This is a genomic window from Pseudorhodoplanes sinuspersici (assembly GCF_002119765.1).
Classification (GTDB): Bacteria; Pseudomonadota; Alphaproteobacteria; order Rhizobiales; family Xanthobacteraceae; genus Pseudorhodoplanes; species Pseudorhodoplanes sinuspersici.
Window position 1 is genome coordinate 3,640,275 of the sequence record NZ_CP021112.1, and the last position, 14,523, is coordinate 3,654,797.

Genomic DNA, 14,523 nt, shown 5'->3' on the forward strand with positions numbered 1-14,523 from the left:
GATGCCTCACCGGATGCCGGCGACCATCGCCTCATAGGGCTCAGGCGCAAAGGGAATTTCGAGAAATGCGGGACCGCTCTGCGGCTGCCATGCGGCCAGAGCGGATTCGACCGCCGTGAGATTTTCGGCACGATGGCTCGGCAGACCCAGCGCCTCGAAGGCGGCGGTCCAGCCCTTGCCGTCCATCGTCAGCGGTTTCTGCGTCAGGCCGTCCTTCAAAGCGCGGGTTCGGATCGAACTGAAGCTGTTGTCGGTCATCAGGACGATCAGAAGTGGAAGGCGATGCTGTGCGGCTAGTCTTGCTTCCGCGAGATGCATGGCGACACCGCCATCACCAAAGACCGCGATGGTCGGTGTCATTGGATCATGCAAGGCAGCGCCGAGTGCCATCGGCAATCCAGTGCCCATGTAGCGGCCTTGACCCGACATCAGGCAAAGGTCGGCCTCGCGTGGGCGAAGCGCATGTTCGCCGATCGTGCAGAAGTACCCCGTGTCAAGCACGAGCCGCGCATGACGGTCGAACCTTCGCTCGATCGCATGGAAAACGGCTCCCGGCAAAAAGCCCTCCTGCATGCGCGCTTGTAAGGCGGCAACGATATGGGCGAGGTCTTCCAAGCCCCAGATGCGTTGCTGAAGCGGCGTCAGGATCTCTGCCACATGCTCGATGTGGACGCGTGCCGTCGGTGCGAAAGCCGCCGTTCCCGGTGTTTCCACCGCCTCGATGGCGAGAAACGGTACAGAGAAAGGTTGGGTTGCGAGCGCCTCGCGCGCCGTCAATCCAATGCCGACGATGAGATCGGCCTGACTGAGCAACTGATATTCAGGCGTCAACTTGAGACCGACGCCGGTGAAGACGCCTGCTGCATTCGCGGCGGTTTCGTCGATGATGCCCTTGGATGCTGCGGTCGAGAAAACCGGGAAGGGAAAGGAGGCCAGAACGTCGCGTAAGCCTGCGCGATGGGCGAGGGTGCCGGCAATGACGATAGGGCGTTCGGCGCTGTTGACCAGCTTCAAGGCCGCTTGCAGGTCGCTTTTGACGGTGGGGGCCTGAACGAAGGCGGGAGGATCCGTATCCACCTTGCCGGCCAGCGTCACGACGCTCGGGCCCGGCTCCTCGGCACGAGCGAAAGCTGCGATCTCAGAAAAGCCCGGACCGGCCTGCGTGAGATAACGCACGTCCTTTACGATCGGGCCGACGAGCGCGGCCTGATCGATGCGCTTGTGCGCCTTGGACAGAGACGCCTTGGGCGGGAAGCCTTCCGTGAAATGCACCAGCGGAAAGCCTTCGAACCAGGCCGCAGCAATGCCGGGAATGGCGTTGGTCAGTCCGGGGCCCTTAATGGACAGCGATACGCCGGCTGCATTGGAAAGGCGCCCGACAGTCGCTGCCATCAGCGCGCCCGCGCCTTCGGAATGCGTCAGGTGAAACGGCACGCCGCGTTTCTCGAGCGCATCGATTAGCGACAGTGTTTCGCCGCTGCCCGGGATGCCGAAGACATGTTTGACACCGTGCTCAGCGATGTCCTCCGACAGTCGGTTGAAGTCCGTCATGGCTCCGCGCCCTGAAGCGTCTTGCGGATCTTGCCGGCCGCGTGCGTGCAAACAAGTCTGACCGCATCCGGGCTGAAGCCGCCGCAATGCGGAGTGATGAGAAGATTGGGATGGGTTCGGGAGAGAATGACCAACGGATGATCCGTTGTGTCCGGTTCGCCCTTGAGCACATCGAGGCCGGCGCCGCCGAGATGGCCTGACTCGATCGCATCGTAGAGTGCGGCTTCGTCGACGATGCCGCCACGCGATGTGTTGATCAGGATCGCGCTGGGCTTCATCTTCTCAACCAGTTCGCGCGAAACGAGGCCTTCGGTTTCCGGCGAGAGATGAACGTGGATCGAGACGAAGTCGCTCGTCGTCACCACCTCTTCGAGGGAGCGTGGGCTGATGGTGTCGGGAAAATTCGCAAGGTGTGGGTCGAAGCCGATCACCTCCATGCCGAAGGCATTCGCATAGCGCGACATCCAGCCGCCGATCCGGCCGCAACCAACGAGACCGAGCCGCTTCCCCTTGAGCATCACGCCCGGAAAGTCCTCGCGCGTCCAACCGCCCCCGGTCACGTGGCTCACGGCAGCCGGCAGCTTGCGCGCGCAGGCCATGAGCAGCGCCCATGAATGCTCGGCGGCCGGCGTGATGTTGCGCAGGACGTTCGGGTCTTCCTTGAGCGTGCGCACCGGAATGCCGCGTGCGTCCAGCGCCGCGCGGGCGATGTGGTCCGAGCCGGTGGTCGCACAGGAGATGATTTTGAGATTGGGTGCGGCAGACACCATGTCGTCGGTGATGCGTGTCTTCATCGACGCGTCGAGCAGTCCGTCGGCAGTGCGAAGCGCGGCGGCGACGTCGGGCTGCTCAGCCGCCACGTGCTGGACCTTCGCCACGCCTTCGAGTGCGGCCTTTGTCGCTTCGTAGCCTTCCGTCGCACCAAGATAGATCACCTGTTTCATACGGGTGATCCCCTTAGTCCTTACGAACCAGCACGGCGTATAGATAGTCGCCGCTACCTTCGAGCTCCAATGCGCGGGCCCAGACCGCATCCAGCAACGGAGCATTGATATTCGGCAGCGGCTTATGGCCGCCAGGCTTCTTGTCCCGCAGCCAGATCAGCGCATTCGAGATGCCAAACCGATGCACGCAGCGCATCTGCTCGACCTCCAGGCCAGCGGATTGCGCGCAACGGGTCAGCGATGCCACATCGAAATACCAGCGGTGGACAGCGCGGTAGAAAAAAGCGGGGTAGGTGTCCGGAAGAAGGCTCATCAGCACATCTGCCCGGTTGGGCGTTGAGATGAGAACGCGGCCACCCGGCTTTACGATCGATCGGATGTCGGCGAGGAAGCTTTTTGGATCGCTGACATGCTCGATCACGCTGAACGAGAACGCCCAGTCGACAGTGCCGGCTTCGCCCATATCGGACGGCGACGCATAGACCTCGAACCCCCGATCCGAAAGCGACTGATGATATGGAATGCACGGCTCGACCGCGATCGCGCGGGCCGGCAGGCCTTTCACATGGTCCAGAAAGCTGCCGGCGGCACAGCCGATATCGGCAATGGTCTTGCCACGCAGCGTTTCGGGCCAGAGCTGCTGCAGGTTCTGCAATTGCAGTCTGTCGTGCTCAGCGAAGAAACCGGCAGCGTCAGTAGCTTCATTGAGCGCGGCCCGGTAGTCGGTGCCCTTGTAGAAATTCTCGTCCTTGGTGGTGTCCTCAGCCAAGCGCTCAACGCCGCAGCTTCCGCAACGCGCGACAACCGTTGGCTTGGTGAGCCGCCCGAACGCGCCGTCGCGAACAGGCCCGCGATAGGTCGCGTGCCAGTCCGACGAGCCGCAGATTTCGCATGCCTGAAATTGGTCAACCGACATAGGAGAGTTTTTTCTGAATGCGGAAATCGGCAACGGCGAGGATGTCGGCGATCTGGTTACCGGCGGTTCCGTTGCCAAACAATGTCGACGGTTCATATGCGCCATGCGCAAGCTGACGACCAATGGCGGCTTCAATCTTTCCAGCTTCGTAGGGCACATCGATGACGTTGGCGCCTCGCTCGCGACCTTGCTGCCGTGTGCCAATGTTGACGCACGGAATGCCCATGAACGCGCCTTCGCGAAGGCCGGACGATGAATTGCCGACCAGGCAGGCGCAGTGCTTGATGAGCCGCAAATAATCTTCGGGTGAGAAGTTTCTGTAGAAATGCAGATAGTCCGGATTGTGATGCTCGCGGAACACCCGCAGTCCTTTCGAAACATCGTCCGAGCCAGCATCCACATTGGGCCACAGCCAGGCAACCTGCATTCCGATCTTCGAAATGGCGTTCAAGGTTTCGCTGATCTGAGTGAAGCCTTGCCCGTATTCCGTAGTGACAGGGTGCTGCAACACTACGAGATATGGACGATCTGGATTGATGTCGGCGCCCACACCGGCGTAGCGCTTGAACAGATCGGGCGGCAAAGTCAGATCGGCGTCGGCAACCAGATCCATGGCCGGACATCCTGTCAGATGCACGGTGTCTTCTTCCTCGCCCATGCGCAGCAGAAATTCATGCGCCCGCTCCGTCGCCGGAAAGTGGATATGCGAAAGCTTGGTGACGGCGTGGCGGACGCTTTCGTCTATCGACCCAGTCACTTCACCGCCCTGCGTATGAGCGACCGGAATATTCATATAACTCGCCGCAATTGCCGTTGCGATCGTTTCGAAACGATCAGCGACTGTCAGCACAACGTCCGGTCGAATGTTCTCAAATTGTGAGGCAAGTTCGAGTACGCCGAGGCCGGTGGACTTGGCCATTGTCGTTGGCGTTTCTCCCTCGACGATCGAATGCACAACCGCGGTGGGTTCAAACCCGTCGTTTCGAATAATATCGATCACGCTGCCAAAGCGGTGCAACAGAGCTGAGGCGCCGACGAGAAGCTGCAGCTCCAGCCGTGGATGCTGCTGAATGGCCCGCATGGCGCTTTTGATGCGTCCGTAATTTGCGCGGCTATTGACAACAACACAGATTTTGCGGCGCTCAGGCATCAACGTCTTCCCAGGAAAGCAGATTTCTTGCGTCTACGGCACGTTTGAGCCGCTTTCCCACCAATTGGTCAATGGCGGCCGCTGGAATGCCGCTGCCGGGCTTTTTTAGTGTCAGCATATCGCGGGTCAACGTTGTTCCTACCGATGCATTACCAACCAGCGCGACGCTCTTGCCGAAAATCTGCCGAGTCGGTCGCAGCGAATTCGCCAGCATGTCCTTGTCGACCGGATGGCTCAGCATCTGGTGGAAGGCATCGCGTGCATCGGCAAGAAGAAGGAACTCATCGGGGGTGAGAGAGGCCGCTGTATCCGGGCCGAACATTCGCCGATCGAAAACGATATGTGCTTCGATCATATTGGCGCCATGAGCCATCGCGGCGAGGGCGGGAAACACGGATCCTGAATGGTCGGAGAGGCCCACGGGACAATTGAAACGCCGTCTGAATTCATCAAGGACGTTTAGGCCGACGTCCTTCAATGCAACGGGATACTGCGATGTGCATTGGAAAAGTGCTACGCTGGTGCCACGTTCGCGCAAGGACGCGACGACTTGTTCGACTTCCGCATAACTGCTCATGCCAGTGCTCAGCAGAACTGGACCACCGGCTTTAGCCATCGCGCCAAGGAGGTCGTTTGATCCAATTTCGCCGGATCCAACTTTCCAGGCGACCATGTTGATGCGAGCCAGCATCTCGACCGCTCGAACCGAAAAAGCAGAACTTAAAAATATCAGCCCCCGCGCGGTCGCGTGTTCGGCGAGCCCGGCCCACTGATCAGGCGTGAACTCCATCCGCTTCCAGTAGGCGTAGCGCGTCTCATCCTGCTTGGAAAATTTGATCCGGAATGGTTCGTCGAGGGTGGATTCGGCGTCGGCAATATGCGTCTGGAATTTGATCGCGTCGGCCTTAGCCTCGGCCGCGGCGTCAATATAGGCGTGCGCAGCACCGAGCGAGCCATCGTGGGCCTGGGCAACTTCGGCGATCAAAAAGGCAGGGTGGCCCGGTCCGATCGGACGGCTTCCTATGCTAATAACCTGGTTCACTGGAGATTGGATCTCTTGTCAAGGCAGATGCCGAACTTTATCTGCGTCCCTTTGCTATTTTCCAGCCGGAAGATTATCTGAGGCGATGGCGATAACGTCTGTCGGCCGACTAAGCCAGTTTTAGGGCTGGCTCATCATTAGTTCCCATCGACCATTTTCACAAGTCTGGGATGCCGGGCGGGGATGCCTATCTTCGAAAATCAAGGAAATTCACCGCGGATCACGCCGGCGAAGGTCTTGGCATATTCCTGGCTTATCGTTTCCAAGGCGTAATTGCGAGAAATCCGGTCGCGCGCAGCGGCGCCCAAGGCAGCGCGTTCTTCCTGAGGCAGCATTAAAATCTCAATTATGGCCTTTGCCAGTTCGTCCGGGGAATCCTTTCGGACGACTCGACCAGTATCGCCGACAATAATGGCGGAATCTCCCACGTCCGTAACAACGCAAGGGATCCCAACCGCCATCGCTTCAGCAACGGTATTTGAAAATCCCTCTGTTCGTGATGAGGAAACGCTCAAGTCAAGGGCTGACAATATGGCAGGCATATCGAGGCGCTCTCCGAGCAGGATGATCTTATCGGCTGGCACCCCCTTGGCCGCAATGGCATTACGGAACCCCGCGCTATCCGTCCCGCGCCCAGCCAACAGAAAGCGGGCCGACGGGACAGTGCTGGCTATCTTGGCGGCAGCGGCAAGAAATGTTTCGTGCCCCTTCATCGGGTCCACTCGCGCAATCAGCCCGACGAGAAGGGACTCTGGGGCGACTTTCAGCTCTTCACGCATATTCATTCTAGCGCGACTATCGGGGTGAAACTTCAGCAGATCAAATCCGTTGGGAATGGTTTGCCAGTAACGGGCGCGGTAGCCATAAGCTTCATGTGCGCGGCGCCCGGCATTTGAGTTTGTGACGATGACAGTTGCGCAGCGAGACAGCTTCGCCAAAATGCGCGGCAAAGTTCTCGTCAGTGCGCTATATTTGGAAAGGTCCATGTCTGCGCAGCGAATGTTCCAGATCAGTGGAGCGCGCACGGTAGACAAGTTTGCAAGGGTGCCGAGAAAGTCAGCATGGTAAAGCCATGTCACGATCAAATCGGGGCGTTTGGTCCTGAAAAGGCGTGCAAGTTGTACAAAGGCATTCCCGAAATCTCGTGCTCCGTTCAAACCAATCGTTGTGACAGGGATACCGTTTGCCCGGATCTCGTCCTCAAGCTTGCCGCCGCTTTTCAACGAAATGACTTGGTGTTGCATGGGAAGTGACGATGGGTTTGAAACAAGCCGCATGAGCGCCATTTCCGCTCCGCCGACATCGAGATCGGTAATGATATGAAATATTTTCAGTGCGCGATTGGTCATAATATCGATGCGGTTTCGAGCCATGCTTGACGGATTAGTGGGCCATTCCAGCGCGGCTGAAATCGGCTGGATCCAATTCCTCAGCTTTAGCGTTTTCGATTCGATAAATAGTCTTCGCTCCAAGAATGATGTCCTGTCTGTGCGAAATAACGACCACTGGATGTGTCAGTGAGAGCTGATTAATGAGGTCGTTGATTATCGTCTCGCTGTCTCGATCCAGCGCGCTAGTCGGTTCGTCAAAGATATAAAGGTCCGGATTGCGGAGTAATTCACGGGCAAGCGCAAGTCGTTGCCGTTGCCCACCGGAGAGCAAATGTCCAGCCCGCCCGAGTTCGGTCGAGTAGCCATTTTCCATAGTCGAGACGAAATCGTCGACGTGGGCCAGACGCGCGACATCGAGCATTTCTGCTTCGGTCGCATCAGGTCGTCCCATCATCAAATTCTCCGCAACCGTCCCATCAAAAAGCTGCGGTTCCTGTGACAAGTAGCCGACGCGTGCGCGCAAAGACCGTACGTCAAACTCGTTGACATCCCGTCCACTAACCAGAACACGACCATGATCAGCTTTTCGCAGCCGGACGATAAGATCGACCAACGTCGTTTTACCGCTGCCGGAGGGGCCGATGATCGCGGTTAGTCCGACAGCCGGAATTCGCATGTTAAGATGATCGAAGATGATGTGACGGCCTACCGGTTGAAGCGAGACGTTGTCGAACACAATCTCTCCGCTGAAGCCGGGGAATGGCACCGATCCAGGCAGTTGTTCAGTTGCAATCCCCATCGCTTCATTTACGGCTTGCAGCGGTGCCAAGGAACTTGCGATTTGCAATCGCTTTGAAAACAGCTGTGTGGCGCTGGCTGCAAGGCGCAGGAAAACCAGGCCGAACAGGGCAGTGGTTGGCAGCACGTCTTCGATTTTCATCTTCAGGGCCGCTGTCATAAAGAGAATGACAGCCGCGCCAACTATTACGGCAATGAGATCGATCATGTTGCCCGGCAAGCCGCTCGCGACTTCAAATTTGGTATCGACCGAGCGGTAATGCAGAAGCATCTGACGCAGCCCTTTCGCGCGTCGCGTGGCGAGATCGAGTAGCTTGATCGTACGCAGCCCCGTGATCGTCTCGCTGACAAGTTTGCTCGCGTCGCGCCGAAGTTCCCGTCTCGCCTGTCCTGCCTCAAGTGAAAAACGTTGCGCGCCTTTCCAGGATAGAGCGGACGCCAGCCCCCCCAAGATCAAGACAAAGACAGTTGTCTGCCAATTGGTGAGCAGCAACAAGAGCAAGAGCACGCCGGCCTGAATACATCGGGCGGAAAAATCTACGAGCAAAAGTACCCCACGCGCCGCTAGCTCGGTTTCTCCGATGATTGTCTGTATGACTTCTCCGTGAGGGCGAGACGCTGAGATTGAGTATGGACCCTTAAGGTAAGCCAGCAAACTTCGCGTAGTCCAATCCATCCGCAACGTATTGATAAACCATCGCGTCATCCCGGACGACGCGATGAGGCTGATGCTTTTCACCAAAAAAACGAACGCAAGCATACCGAGTAGGCCCGGAACGCGCCATTCTTGCGGCACTGATTGGCTGATTTGTGAGAATGTCAATTGAAGAAAATTGTCGCTGTTCGCAGGCGGGTTAGATGACAACAAGGTTTGCAGTAACGGGACCACGAGGGAGAAGCCGATACCCTCGACGATCGCTGTAAAGAGGAATGCAAAAAACAGCGCAACGATCTGATGCCAATGCCCTTTGAGCATTGGTGGCAACAGTTGCTTGATCGGGAGTTGCTCAGAGGCGCCGGTTGAAAATTGTTTCACCGAGTCCTCAGCAGAACGCGTATGCTTCTGTTTCTTCATGCCACGGCTGCAGTGTTGCGCGCTTCTGACGCTGAGACCTCTTGTTGGATGATAGCCGAAACTCGTTCACTTGCTTTGCCATCAGCATTGCCAGCCCATCGATCGAGACAGTCGATGGAATGCGGGTCAAGTTCCGGTAAAACGAATGGCGGCGGTCCGTTCGTAATGTCGGATAGCCGAGTCACAAGAGCATCCGGAGTTCTAGCCAGTTCGACAGCCCGTCCAAAGTCCGCTATCCACGGCGACATTGCTGGATCGGCTGCTTCGGCAAAACCGGGCGATAGGACAATCTTGCCCATCGCCAGTGCCTCAAGCAACGCCGTAGAGTTCATCCCAACCACGACCCAGGCTTCCTTGAGTAACTCGAGAGGATCGCCGCCTTCGACGAAACGTATGTTCGCTGGCACCTCACCCTCGGCAATTTGGTGGAAACTGGTCAGGTGTCCTGCGGCGCGCTTTGATTTCAGGATCACAGTCACATGCTGATTTTCTCTTGCGAAGCGCAGCATTGCTTCGATCGTCAACTGTGCGGTTTTTTGCCAGCTAAGCTTATCGAAAGCAGGCAATGCTTCGGTCATCTCTCCATTGCCGAATTTTCTTCGCAACACCGGCAAGCCCGTCTTGGCGCCGAAAGTAAAAAACAGCACCAAGGGTTTATGGGGGAGCGGCTTTCGAGCCTCGCTCCGCCGCCAGGCGTGTGCCCGATCAAGTCGTGGCATGCCGCAGATACTGATCCTGTCCGCAGATGCGATGCCGGCGGCAATCTGCACTTCACGCTCGAAGGAATTGTACACGATTATGCGCCGTCCGCTGAATGGGCCGCGCCGCCGACGGTAGTGATCCTCGTAGTACGACAAGCGAGCGGCGCTTTTGAGGTTCTCTTTGTGCAAAATGATGAAAGGGACATCAATCTCCTCCGACGCGCCATGTAATTCCCGCTCCGCAAAATAAGCGAAATTACCGCTGATGATCACATCAATCCTGGAAAGCATCAGCAAGTGGCGCAATGTCTTGCGTAAGAATTCGCGATAAATGCGTTTTGCTGCCTCTTCTTCGGTGGACAGGTTGGCGTAATTATTGTCGTCGATCGTGCTCGGTAGGAACCCGATCGAGATTGCCTTCATGATGCCGCTTGGAGCCGTCAGAAGATCGATGTCTCGCCCTGTGCTCAGTGCCGCCTGGGCGTCCTCTGTCAGGCCAGGACGCGGTAATATAAGCGCTCGGAGGCGTCGCGAAGGAGCGTTCGGGCGACGTCGCGAGATTTGCTGCAAGGACGCCCACAGGAGCAAGGCCACAACGCGGGGAGACCTGAGATATGAGCGACGGCAGACAAAAGCGAGAGCCGCCCGTATAACCGTTTCCATTTTGTTCGCTCGCCTTCCTTGAGGTGATTTTGATGTCACCGCTAAGACGGGTCTATAAGGAGGGGGGCTATGGCTGGCAATGGATCTTCTAGGGCAGCGTCCGACCATGGCAGGATGTTGACTTGTCGTCGCTGAGGCGGGCAAACGGTTTCGCCGGACCGCTGGCAAGGTCGAATTTGGCGATCTCAATCCGGCCCGAATATCGGGCTGCGTCGGGGCATAATTGTAAACGGAAATGAGATGAAAAGGCTGCTGTTACACGTTGGCTATCCGAAATCCGCAAGCACAAGTTTGCAGAACGGCCTTTTTCTGGGTTTGCATAAGGCGGGCGCTATCAATTTTCTGGGGCGGGCTTTTGAGAGTGACTTCTACGGCGAAAAGCAAAGTAAGGGCCTGTACAAGATTTGGTTTGATCATGTCTTGGCAAGCGGTCCTTACCAGGCCAACCCGATTGGAGAATTATCGAAATGTCTCCCCAATGTGTTGTCGGAGGGCCTCTTCATGATGAACGAGCGACGCCACGAGCGTATTATCGGGCCCGCCGTTCTGCACAAATACTTTACCCCGCACGCCGATAAGGTTGGTGTATTGATCGTTATAAGAAAACAGCAGGATTTGATCCCCTCCTATTATGTCCAGAATTACCGAAGGTTCGAAAATGTTTTCAGCGATTTTCTGACGCGTCACAAAAGCGAAGATTGGAAGGGCGAGACCAAAATTTTTAATTTTCACGAGGTCGCAAAGGCATATGCAGCGGTCTTTGGGAAAGATGACGTCCATATCGTCTTTTTCGAAGACTTCGTTCGGAACAGAAGCAGATTTAGCGAGCAGTTGGGATGTGCGATGGGTGTCGATCCGGCTGTCGTTCAATCGCATCTTGGTGATGGCCATTTGAACGAGGCGCCAAAAAAGGCGAACGCTGTCATGGTTCGCAAGCCGTCCAAATTTTCAGGGCGTCTGACCAAGATTTCCGAGAAACTAGGTCTCGGTCTTGCGGATTTCTTCCAGGTTCCTTTGCCTCCCATTGCCGACAAGGAAAGGGCTTTCATCCAGGAGAGCTTCCGAGATAGCAATCTTCGTTTGGCAGAGGATTTTGCGCTGGATAAGCAGACAATGCAGAGCCACGGGTATTTTTGATACGCTTTGAGACGTCTAAATACGAATAATTCAGCAGCTATTGTTTGGCCCAAAACCATTTCCGCGTGCTGCTTCAGACATGACGATGCTGACGAGCTAACTTGTCATCCTGGTGCCGCTTCTGTCTTCATTCTGCTCGCGATATGCTATCTTTAGACAACAACGGCTTAAGTCGTTCGCCCACGATCTTTTCCCCGCAAACACTAAAGTGATCCCCGTCTCTGTAAGTGAAACAGTTTCCGACTAACAGAAAGCTCGGGTCAATTTTAAGTGCATCAACGAGAGAAAAATATTGGAATCGTATTTTTTGATGTTTCAGGATTTTATGAATTTCCAGATCCAGCGTAACGAAAGTTCTTATGGCGTGCTCGCCAATTTTCAGACCATTAAAAACCAGATCGTCGATATTCCGGAAGTCCACTCTCGCCTCGGGCTGCGGACCGATCCATACGACGTCAATGAGCTGCGATAGGCCATTCAGATAATCTGTTGTTATGCGGATATTGTCTTCCCGAATTGAAAATGCGGTTGTGGGATTCATCAAAGGGCTGCCGGATTGATGAAATAGCACCTTCGAAATATTAAGCCGATTTTCTTTTACGAAAGCAGGCAAGTCATCGTACTGGCAACGTGCGAGGTTGCGATGGGGCCTGCAGCCCGGCTGGACCAGTCCAATCAGAAATTTGGAATATTTAGCCCGATACAGAGCATTATACAGGTTCATTCCATGGGAATCACCAAGAACCAGGACGGCTTTGCCGTGTTGTTCTGCGCACGCTCTGAATCGAGAGTGAGATAGCGAATTGGGGTGTCCTGACCAAAAATTGCATGCTCCGTCATCGCCCATTTCGGAACGGAGATCGCCTTTTGTGTGGGACTTAACCAGCGAATAAATAGCTTTTTGAGGCTCCGACAATCGATTTGCGTAGTAGTAGCTTTCGAAACCATCGGTGTTCCGGCCGGCTAAACCGAAAGCCAACAGAACGACTGCGGCGGAGCCAGAGGCGACAAACGTCGCCCGTGCCGAAAGTCGCGGTCTTCGGAACGGCGTTTCGATGAACCGCCAACTCAGTACAGAGAGGAAAAGAGTCGCTGCGATCACAGACGCCAAGATGTGGCTGGGCAATTCGCTGCCATATCGAATTCTCGTGAATGCGAGTAGTGGCTGATGCCAGAGGTAGAGGCTGTAGCTGATGAGGCCGACCCACACGAGGATGCGGGTGCTGAGAAACCTTCCGACAAGTGTGTCTTGGTTCGCGCACATGATGATGAGAGCGGCCCCGAGTGTTGGCACCAGCGCCCAAAGACCGGGAACTGAAGTCTCCTGATCGAAGCGAGAAACCGCGTACAAAATCATGGCTAGCCCGCAGATGGCGCCAAGATTCATTACAGTCGAGGGGAGGGGAAGACGCTTCTTCCGTGTCAGGAAAAATGCCAGCAGACTGCCCAAGATCAGTTCCCATCCGCGCGTCTGCAGATAGAAGAAAGTCGAAACGGGATGATCGGTGATCCTGACCTGTGCAGCGACGAGGCTGCCGATTCCTAACAACGCGATAGCGGCGATGATCGTGGTGTATCCGCGTTTCCACAACAGCAGAAGGAATGCGGGGAACAAGAGATAAAACTGCTCTTCGACTCCCAGGCTCCAGGTATGCAGTAGTGGCCTCAACTCACCCGATGGGTCGAAGTACCCACTCGTCTTCCTGAAGTAGATGTTCGATACAGAAGCTGTTGCGCTCGCCAAGCTGCTGGAAAAGTCCCGCATCTCGGTTGGACGAAGCAGGACCCACGCGGCCAGCGCCGACGCGCCTAGCACAAAAAACAGAGCCGGCAGGATCCGCCTCATCCTCCGCTCGTAAAAACCGAGCAAAGAGAAGCGGCCGGCTTCCTGATCGGTGATTATGATTGTTGTGATTAGATACCCGCTAATTACGAAAAAGATGTCGACGCCGACATATCCGCCAGAGAATACGCCCAGCCCCAAGTGAAAAAGGATGACGGAGCAAACTGCGATCGCACGAAGTCCATCGATCTCAGGTCTATAAGTCAGGGTGCTCCTCCTGACGTCCTAAGTGAATGTTCGGCAATGGTAATGAGAATGGCGTGCTCGGACTGCGTGTATTTGCAGTCTCTTAGAATTTCAAGGGTGAAAACATGATGCGATTTTCTGGCCGCGCATTTCAGCGCGATATTCGCTCTTTTGCCGTAATATATTCCTACCACGCTAGTCCATTCTGGTGAAAGATGTGGGAGTTCCGAATGGCGAGCGGAGCGAAAACCATCGGCCGGCCACCTTTCTTTTTCTTTGTAGCAGAGAGTTTTCAGCAGGGTGTGTAATTTAGCGAATGACGGCCGCTGCAACGATGCCCACGCCGAAGTTCGTTTTTGTTGGCATGTCATCGGATGAGTAGATCGGTTTGAGATGATATCTACTACATTGATGAATCAGACTACTGGCGTTCAGCGACGCGCTCGCGGCGTCGTGGATCTTGATTCCAGTTCGCCAAGTCCCTGAGGGGGAGCGGCGAGAACCGCACAAGCTCTGGAGGAAATTCAGGGTGCGCCTTCAGGGCGAGTGCGGCTTCGTATTGCTGTGTCAGTTCGATGCCCGTAAAGCGGGTTTCCGGAAACAGGGCGGCGAGCATCATGAGATTTTGTCCCATTCCCGAGCCTATTTCGAGAACGCGATTTGGCATGAGCGCTTCGATGATGCGCATCAAATAAAGTAGTTGAACGCGTTTTGTGCCCTTGCCATGTGCAAAAAACTGGCGGTTGCGCCACACGAGTGGGATTGATTTTCCTTGCGATGGGTCAAGCCGTGCAAGCGCGTCCTGGCTAGACCATCTTTCTCCATAAATATCCTCAACCGCGCTTTCGCTGCGTGGACTGAAGTAGTTTCTCAAGGCCTTAAGGGGTGAGAGCCGCGATTTTTTTTCTGCCGGAGTGTTCGCCTTTACCCAGTCAGGATTGTCGACTGTGACCTCTTGCCGAATGGCGGGTGCGAACGCGCTTTCGAGTTCGGCGTCTGTGATTCGAATGTCCACCGCGACAGCTCCGATTATTTTGCTAACTGGATATATTTAGTCCGATCGAATGCGCCTCTTCAATCCCCAGAAGAAAGACCGATCGGGCCTGGAAAGTCGAGAGAGGGTCATCTGAAAATCAGGGTCACGGTGGGTTCAGAAAAAATATTGGCTCGTTTGGAAGCCGATGAT

General features: G+C 55.7%; 11 protein-coding genes. 1 reads left to right on the plus strand and 10 read right to left on the minus strand.

The genetic code is table 11. From position 1 onward, the window contains the following. Nucleotides 1-6: 6 nt before the first annotated feature. The 8 genes from CAK95_RS17685 to CAK95_RS17720 all read right to left on the minus strand — a co-directional run bounded on the left by CAK95_RS17685 (nt 7) and on the right by CAK95_RS17720 (nt 9,931). Nucleotides 7-1,551 carry a thiamine pyrophosphate-binding protein gene (locus tag CAK95_RS17685; protein ID WP_086089102.1) on the minus strand — a complete coding sequence of 515 codons (1,545 nt, stop codon included), beginning with the start codon at nt 1,549-1,551 and terminating at the stop codon, nt 7-9. After that, nucleotides 1,548-2,495, minus strand: coding sequence for an NAD(P)-dependent oxidoreductase (locus CAK95_RS17690; protein WP_157699661.1), 948 nt, complete (start codon nt 2,493-2,495; stop codon nt 1,548-1,550). Before CAK95_RS17690 ends, CAK95_RS17685 begins: the two co-directional genes overlap by 4 nt. Before the next feature lie 13 nt (nt 2,496-2,508). Then, complete coding sequence (locus tag CAK95_RS17695) at nt 2,509-3,411, minus strand: class I SAM-dependent methyltransferase (protein ID WP_157699662.1); 903 nt, start codon at nt 3,409-3,411, stop codon at nt 2,509-2,511. Beyond that, nucleotides 3,401-4,561 carry a UDP-N-acetylglucosamine 2-epimerase gene (gene neuC / locus CAK95_RS17700; RefSeq protein ID WP_086089105.1) on the minus strand — a complete coding sequence of 387 codons (1,161 nt, stop codon included), beginning with the start codon at nt 4,559-4,561 and terminating at the stop codon, nt 3,401-3,403. The genes CAK95_RS17695 and neuC overlap by 11 nt, the downstream gene beginning before the upstream one ends. After that, complete coding sequence (locus CAK95_RS17705) at nt 4,554-5,603, minus strand: N-acetylneuraminate synthase family protein (protein ID WP_245303445.1); 1,050 nt, start codon at nt 5,601-5,603, stop codon at nt 4,554-4,556. Before CAK95_RS17705 ends, neuC begins: the two co-directional genes overlap by 8 nt. Nucleotides 5,604-5,803: 200 nt before the next feature. Next, the gene (locus CAK95_RS17710; protein ID WP_183044146.1) at nt 5,804-6,952 is read right to left on the minus strand and encodes a glycosyltransferase; all 1,149 of its coding nucleotides are present in this window, start codon (nt 6,950-6,952) and stop codon (nt 5,804-5,806) included. Between the two features lie 34 nt (nt 6,953-6,986). Further along, nucleotides 6,987-8,807 (minus strand): ABC transporter ATP-binding protein, encoded by a 1,821-nt coding sequence (locus tag CAK95_RS17715; protein WP_086089108.1) that lies wholly within the window; start codon nt 8,805-8,807, stop codon nt 6,987-6,989. After that, nucleotides 8,804-9,931, minus strand: a complete 1,128-nt coding sequence (locus tag CAK95_RS17720) for a hypothetical protein (RefSeq protein WP_086089109.1) — start codon at nt 9,929-9,931, stop codon at nt 8,804-8,806. The genes CAK95_RS17715 and CAK95_RS17720 overlap by 4 nt, the downstream gene beginning before the upstream one ends. Nucleotides 9,932-10,411: 480 nt before the next feature. Between CAK95_RS17720 and CAK95_RS17725 the strand changes: the two genes are divergently transcribed. Beyond that, nucleotides 10,412-11,308, plus strand: coding sequence for a sulfotransferase domain-containing protein (locus CAK95_RS17725; protein ID WP_086089110.1), 897 nt, complete (start codon nt 10,412-10,414; stop codon nt 11,306-11,308). A 127-nt stretch (nt 11,309-11,435) separates the two neighbouring features. Here the strand turns inward: CAK95_RS17725 and CAK95_RS17730 are convergent, their stop codons facing one another. Further along, the gene (locus CAK95_RS17730) at nt 11,436-13,358 is read right to left on the minus strand and encodes an acyltransferase family protein (RefSeq protein ID WP_086089111.1); all 1,923 of its coding nucleotides are present in this window, start codon (nt 13,356-13,358) and stop codon (nt 11,436-11,438) included. 400 nt (nt 13,359-13,758) lie between these two features. After that, a complete protein-coding gene (locus CAK95_RS29285; RefSeq protein ID WP_147413430.1) occupies nt 13,759-14,352 on the minus strand; it encodes a class I SAM-dependent methyltransferase in 594 nt (197 codons plus the stop codon). Nucleotides 14,353-14,523 lie beyond the last annotated feature (171 nt).

Excerpts from the sequence above, each read along its gene's own strand:
- CAK95_RS17695 (WP_157699662.1), bottom strand. The coding sequence starts at position 3,411 with ATGTCGGTTGACCAATTTCAGGCATGCGAAATCTGCGGCTCGTCGGAC.
- CAK95_RS17725 (WP_086089110.1), top strand. The coding sequence starts at position 10,412 with ATGAAAAGGCTGCTGTTACACGTTGGCTATCCGAAATCCGCAAGCACA.
- CAK95_RS17685 (WP_086089102.1), bottom strand. The coding sequence starts at position 1,551 with ATGACGGACTTCAACCGACTGTCGGAGGACATCGCTGAGCACGGTGTC.
- CAK95_RS17690 (WP_157699661.1), bottom strand. The coding sequence starts at position 2,495 with ATGAAACAGGTGATCTATCTTGGTGCGACGGAAGGCTACGAAGCGACA.
- CAK95_RS17720 (WP_086089109.1), bottom strand. The coding sequence starts at position 9,931 with ATGAAGGCAATCTCGATCGGGTTCCTACCGAGCACGATCGACGACAAT.
- CAK95_RS17715 (WP_086089108.1), bottom strand. The coding sequence starts at position 8,807 with ATGAAGAAACAGAAGCATACGCGTTCTGCTGAGGACTCGGTGAAACAA.
- neuC (WP_086089105.1), bottom strand. The coding sequence starts at position 4,561 with ATGCCTGAGCGCCGCAAAATCTGTGTTGTTGTCAATAGCCGCGCAAAT.
- CAK95_RS17710 (WP_183044146.1), bottom strand. The coding sequence starts at position 6,952 with ATGACCAATCGCGCACTGAAAATATTTCATATCATTACCGATCTCGAT.